This window comes from Paenibacillus sp. 3LSP, from assembly GCF_032465655.1.
GTDB classification, from domain to species: domain Bacteria; phylum Bacillota; class Bacilli; order Paenibacillales; family Paenibacillaceae; genus Fontibacillus; species Fontibacillus barengoltzii.
Window position 1 is genome coordinate 1 of the sequence record NZ_JAWDJI010000019.1, and the last position, 4,509, is coordinate 4,509.

At 36.3% G+C, this 4,509-nt stretch carries 9 protein-coding genes; all 9 read left to right on the forward strand.

Features of this window, described 5'->3' with window-relative positions:
• Window positions 1-705: phage minor capsid protein (locus RW092_RS01115; RefSeq protein WP_316009285.1), on the forward strand; the 705-nt coding region annotated here is incomplete at its 5' end.
• An 85-nt stretch (window positions 706-790) separates the two neighbouring features.
• Window positions 791-1,369 (forward strand): phage scaffolding protein, encoded by a 579-nt coding sequence (locus tag RW092_RS01120; protein WP_316002747.1) that lies wholly within the window; start codon window positions 791-793, stop codon window positions 1,367-1,369.
• Between the two features lie 19 nt (window positions 1,370-1,388).
• Entirely contained in the window at window positions 1,389-2,351 is a 963-nt protein-coding gene (locus RW092_RS01125; protein WP_086319412.1) for a capsid protein, read from the forward strand.
• Between the two features lie 64 nt (window positions 2,352-2,415).
• Window positions 2,416-2,697 (forward strand): hypothetical protein, encoded by a 282-nt coding sequence (locus RW092_RS01130; protein WP_316009286.1) that lies wholly within the window; start codon window positions 2,416-2,418, stop codon window positions 2,695-2,697.
• Window positions 2,697-3,056: a hypothetical protein gene (locus RW092_RS01135; RefSeq protein WP_316002748.1), complete on the forward strand. Its 360-nt coding sequence runs from the start codon at window positions 2,697-2,699 to the stop codon at window positions 3,054-3,056. The genes RW092_RS01130 and RW092_RS01135 overlap by 1 nt, the downstream gene beginning before the upstream one ends.
• Window positions 3,040-3,462, forward strand: coding sequence for a head-tail connector protein (locus RW092_RS01140; protein WP_316009287.1), 423 nt, complete (start codon window positions 3,040-3,042; stop codon window positions 3,460-3,462). Before RW092_RS01135 ends, RW092_RS01140 begins: the two co-directional genes overlap by 17 nt.
• Entirely contained in the window at window positions 3,459-3,806 is a 348-nt protein-coding gene (locus RW092_RS01145; protein ID WP_316002749.1) for a putative minor capsid protein, read from the forward strand. Before RW092_RS01140 ends, RW092_RS01145 begins: the two co-directional genes overlap by 4 nt.
• Window positions 3,807-3,808: 2 nt before the next feature.
• The gene (locus tag RW092_RS01150) at window positions 3,809-4,156 is read left to right on the forward strand and encodes a minor capsid protein (protein WP_316009288.1); all 348 of its coding nucleotides are present in this window, start codon (window positions 3,809-3,811) and stop codon (window positions 4,154-4,156) included.
• Window positions 4,156-4,509: phage tail terminator protein (locus RW092_RS01155; RefSeq protein WP_316009289.1), on the forward strand; the 354-nt coding region annotated here is incomplete at its 3' end. The genes RW092_RS01150 and RW092_RS01155, both read left to right, overlap by 1 nt.

The following is a 4,509-nucleotide window of genomic DNA, read 5'->3' on the forward strand; positions in this document are numbered from 1 at the left end:
GCTATGAGAGCTTATCAGGCAATTCTTAAACAATCTACCCTAGAAACCTTAACAGGTCTCAAAACGCATGAACAAGCCGTAAGAGATAACGTCTATAAAATGGTGGATGAAGGAATTAAATCAGGATTCAAGGACAAAGCAGGGCGTGAATGGACTCTTGAAACATACTCAAGAACGGTAATTGAAAGCACAACGCATCGAACATTTAACGATTTACGTCTGAAAAGAATGCAAGATTTTGATTGTGTAACTGCTCTAATGAGTAGCCATCTATCAGCTAGAAAAGCCTGTGCCGATATTCAAGGTGGATGGGTTCTCACAGTTCCTAAGTCCAAAGCACCACCAGAATTTCAGCATTTACCGTCTATTTATGATCATGGTTATGGTGAACCTTGGGGAACTCAAGGAACAAACTGTAAACATATTCTTTATCCTGGTAGACCAGATGTTAATACAAATAATCAGCCACAATATGATCCAGAAGAAGTACAAAGAAATGCTGAGATCCAGCAGAAACAAAGAAGATTAGAGCGTGACATTCGTTATCAAAAGAAGCGTTTGTCTGCTGCAGAATCTTTAGGTGATGAAGTCACGCAGAAAAGATGCAAAGACATGATCCGTTTTAAACAAGGGAAGATTAGAGAATTAGTGAAAGAACATGATTTCCTTATGCGGGATTATAGCAGAGAAGAGATTCAATCTTAATTTTTCGCCCTGAACATGGCGTTAAAAGGTTTATTTTTTATACTCTCGTGGTCGTTGCCACGTTAAATATTCGAAGGAGGACCAAATGAAAAGAGAACAATTAAAAGAACTAGGCTTATCTGAGGAACAAATTGGCTCAGTCATGGCGCTACATGGAGCCACTGTTAATGAATTGAATAGTAATGTTGCAGCTGCAGAGCAACAAGTAAATCAATACAAAGAGCAGTTAGATGCCAATCAAACAGAATTAGATAGCCTGAAAAAAGCAGCAGAAGGAAATGAAGAACTAACCACTCAATTATCAGATCTTCAAGAAAAATACGATCAAGCAAAAGCTGATTCAGAAAGTAAGATTGCCGAAATCAAAAAAACATCCGCAATCGAACTAGCTCTTACTCAAGCAGGGGCTCGTAATATCAAGGCTGCCAAAGCTTTACTTGATAGTGAAAAGCTGGAATTAACAGATGAAGGAATCAAAGGGTTAGACGAACAATTAAATACATTGAAGGAAAGTGACGGATATCTCTTTGAAGGAGAAACAACACCGCCACAAAATCCCGAACAGAAAAAAGCAACGTTTCAAGGCAATCCGTCAAATGCTGTCCCTCCTAATGATGAAACAGCGCAAATGATTGCTGCAATGACAAGCGACCTAGTTAAATAAAAGAAAGAAGGAAATTAAAATGCATAAAAATATTTTATCAATGAATCTGCAAATGTTTGCTGATAATGCAACTTTAAACTATGCAGAATCTTACCAACAAGGACTCCAAAAACGTTATTCAGAGAACGGTATTTTATATTCTCAAAAATTGTGGAATTCTCCATCAAATAACCTGATCAAATGGGCAGGGGCAAAAACTGTTAAGCTTCCTAAACTATTAATTAAAAATGGGCGGAAAGATCGAACACGACGTTCGATTACAGGGGCTAGTGCCAACTACGAAAATCAATGGGAAACTTATGAATTAACAAATGAACGCTACTGGGACACATTGGTAGACCCTTCAGATATTGATGAAACGAATTATGTAACATCTATTGTCAATATCACCAAAGCTTATAATGATCTTGAAAAAATTCCTGAAAAAGACAAACAAATGTTTTCTTCTCTATACACTTTGAAGAAAGCAAAAGATGGCGGTAAAGGAATCGTAGAACTGGAATTGACAACTGAAAATATTTTGACTCAATTTGATAAAATGATGACCGATATGGATGAAGCCGCAGTTCCAGCTGTTGGACGTTCTTTATATGTGACTCCAACTGTCAGCACTATTTTAAAAAATGCGCAAGGGTTACAACGTACGTTATCAGTACAAAATAATAACGGCGTGATTGATCGAGCAGTAAAACGTTTAGATGAAGTAACGATTGAACCAGCTGTTCCTTCTGCTTACATGAAAACTCTATACGATTTTACTACTGGTGCTGTTGCTGATCCAACTGCACAAACAATCCAAATGATGTTGATTCATATCCCTTGTATGTGTGCACCAGAAAAATACAGCTTTGTTGGTCTAGATAAACCATCTGCCTCAACTGCAGGTAACTACTTGTATTATGAACAATCATATGACGATGTCATTTTGTTTGAAACAAAAACGGATGGAGTATCATTTGTCGTAACACCATCTGCACCCTAATGCGCCCCAAAATCCAACAGGTAAATTTAATGGAGATGGATCAGTATCTGTCTCCTTTGATCCTGTGGAAGGGGCAAAATCATATGTTATCCATTACGCAAACGCTAATGAATCAGATCCACATAAAGCCAAAATGATGGGTTATAGTGAAACTAATAGTTGGACTTTGGCTGCAGAAAATGTTCCATCTTTAGTTGAAGGGGACAAATTTTATTTATACGTACAAACCTTTAACGAACTAGGAGAAGGCTCAAATGAAATAGAAAAAGCTGAGTTTTTAAATGAAAACAAACTTGGATCAGCTTGGAGTGAGCCGATTATTTTAACCAAGGGAGGATCTAATTAATGAAAGCTAAAAAAGCAAATAGAGTCGTTGAAGTTCTTACTGATACGGACAAAGAATTTTATAAAGCCCAGGGCTACGATATTGTAGAACTTGATGCATCAGGTAAAAAATATACTATTGTAGAATCGGCAACAGGTGGAAAAACTTACACAGTGGTTCAATACAACGCACTGCTTGATAAAAATAAGGCGTTGAAAAAAGAAGTTCAGGAACTGAAACAACAACTTCAGCAATTAGAAAACAAAGAAGAACCAGATCGGGAAACTTTGAAAAAAGAATTAGCTGACTTAGGCGTTGAGTTTGCGCCTAACACATCGACTGCTAGACTTGTTGATTTGTTGAATGAAGCTAAAGGCTAAAACTATGAGTTATTTAACGTACGAAGAGTATGAAAAGCTAGGTTTTAGTAAAATTCCTGATCAAAAAACTTTCGATGAATTAGAACCATATGCTGAACGTCAGATTAATCGTTTGACTGCTGATTTCTACTTAAAAAATGACTTAATTCAAGATTCAAATGAATATAGAGTACAAAAATTTAAATTAGCAATGGCCATCCAAGTGGAATATCTGTTTTTAAATGGTGGGAAAACAACCTTACAAGAAATGCTTAGTGGTACACCAACTAGTGTCAGCGTTGGAAGAATGCGAATTGAAGGTGCTAGTGTTGGTTCAGCCACATATGGTAGAACAATGGTTTCATCAGAAGCCTATGCAGAATTAATTTATACAGGACTTCTATATCGGGGAGTTGATTATAAATGATTCCACAAATGCCAAAAGAATATTGTAAGCAGTCCATTATTTTCAAATGCAAAAAGGGAACTGACAAATGGCAAAAGCCGATATTTGATGCTGATATTACAATTGAAAATATGATTTTTCAACCTCAAACAATTTATAGTGGTTCAAATAATAATAGAAAAGTGGTAGCTAACGCTATCGCTTTTTTATTTGCTGGAGTATCCGCACCATTTCCTGAAATTACAAAGGAACATGTAGGATCAGAAATCATATTTGAAGGTACAGCCTATACTTTGGTGACTATAGTAGATAATCGAAATCCTTTCAGCAACGAAGTTAATTCGTATGAATTGGAGGTTTTATAATGATGCATATCAAAGTAGAAAAAAACGGTATAAATAGAAAACTGTCTGTTATGAACATACAAAAGGCTACTTTTTTTATGACTAATCAGATGCACATGGATATGAACTTGTATGCTCCAAAACGTCAAGGCCACCTTCGCAGTGATTCTTATGCACGGGAGAACCATATCGTTTATACAGTTCCTTATGCCAAAGCTCAATTCAGAGGCTTGATAGTGACGAAGTCAGGGAAAATTGTGCGAATTAAAAATTACACAACTCCTGGTACAGGAAGTAGATGGGATTTGCGTGCAAAATCTAAGCATATCAATGCATGGCGAAAAGCTTTCGTTGAAGGAGGGAAACTTTAATGGATCTCTTAGAAAGATTAGCTGATTCGATTGATTCAGTAGAAGGAATGCCAATGCCTTGTGTAATTGGATTTCTAGATGGAGAAGACACCCTTTGTATCTATTCTCTCCCAGGAAGTAGAACAATAGAAGAATATTTTGATGGTACAAAAGAAAGAGAAATGCTTTTTGAAGTGGGATTTAATACAAAAGATCAAGAAAAAGCAAATCATACTTTGTGGCTCATTTCTAATTATTTAGATGAGCTCCCATCCTTAGAATCTAGCAATGAAAGTTTTAAATTTATTAGTTCAGAAATAAGTGATACTCCTTTTGCAAGTGAACAAGATAATGAGGGGCAATCTACTTATTTG

What these genes read in the sequence shown, in the direction of transcription:
- RW092_RS01145 (WP_316002749.1), top strand. Translation starts at nt 3,459, where the DNA reads ATGATTCCACAAATGCCAAAAGAATATTGTAAGCAGTCCATTATTTTC.
- RW092_RS01140 (WP_316009287.1), top strand. Translation starts at nt 3,040, where the DNA reads ATGAAGCTAAAGGCTAAAACTATGAGTTATTTAACGTACGAAGAGTAT.
- RW092_RS01135 (WP_316002748.1), top strand. Translation starts at nt 2,697, where the DNA reads ATGAAAGCTAAAAAAGCAAATAGAGTCGTTGAAGTTCTTACTGATACG.
- RW092_RS01125 (WP_086319412.1), top strand. Translation starts at nt 1,389, where the DNA reads ATGCATAAAAATATTTTATCAATGAATCTGCAAATGTTTGCTGATAAT.
- RW092_RS01120 (WP_316002747.1), top strand. Translation starts at nt 791, where the DNA reads ATGAAAAGAGAACAATTAAAAGAACTAGGCTTATCTGAGGAACAAATT.
- RW092_RS01150 (WP_316009288.1), top strand. Translation starts at nt 3,809, where the DNA reads ATGCATATCAAAGTAGAAAAAAACGGTATAAATAGAAAACTGTCTGTT.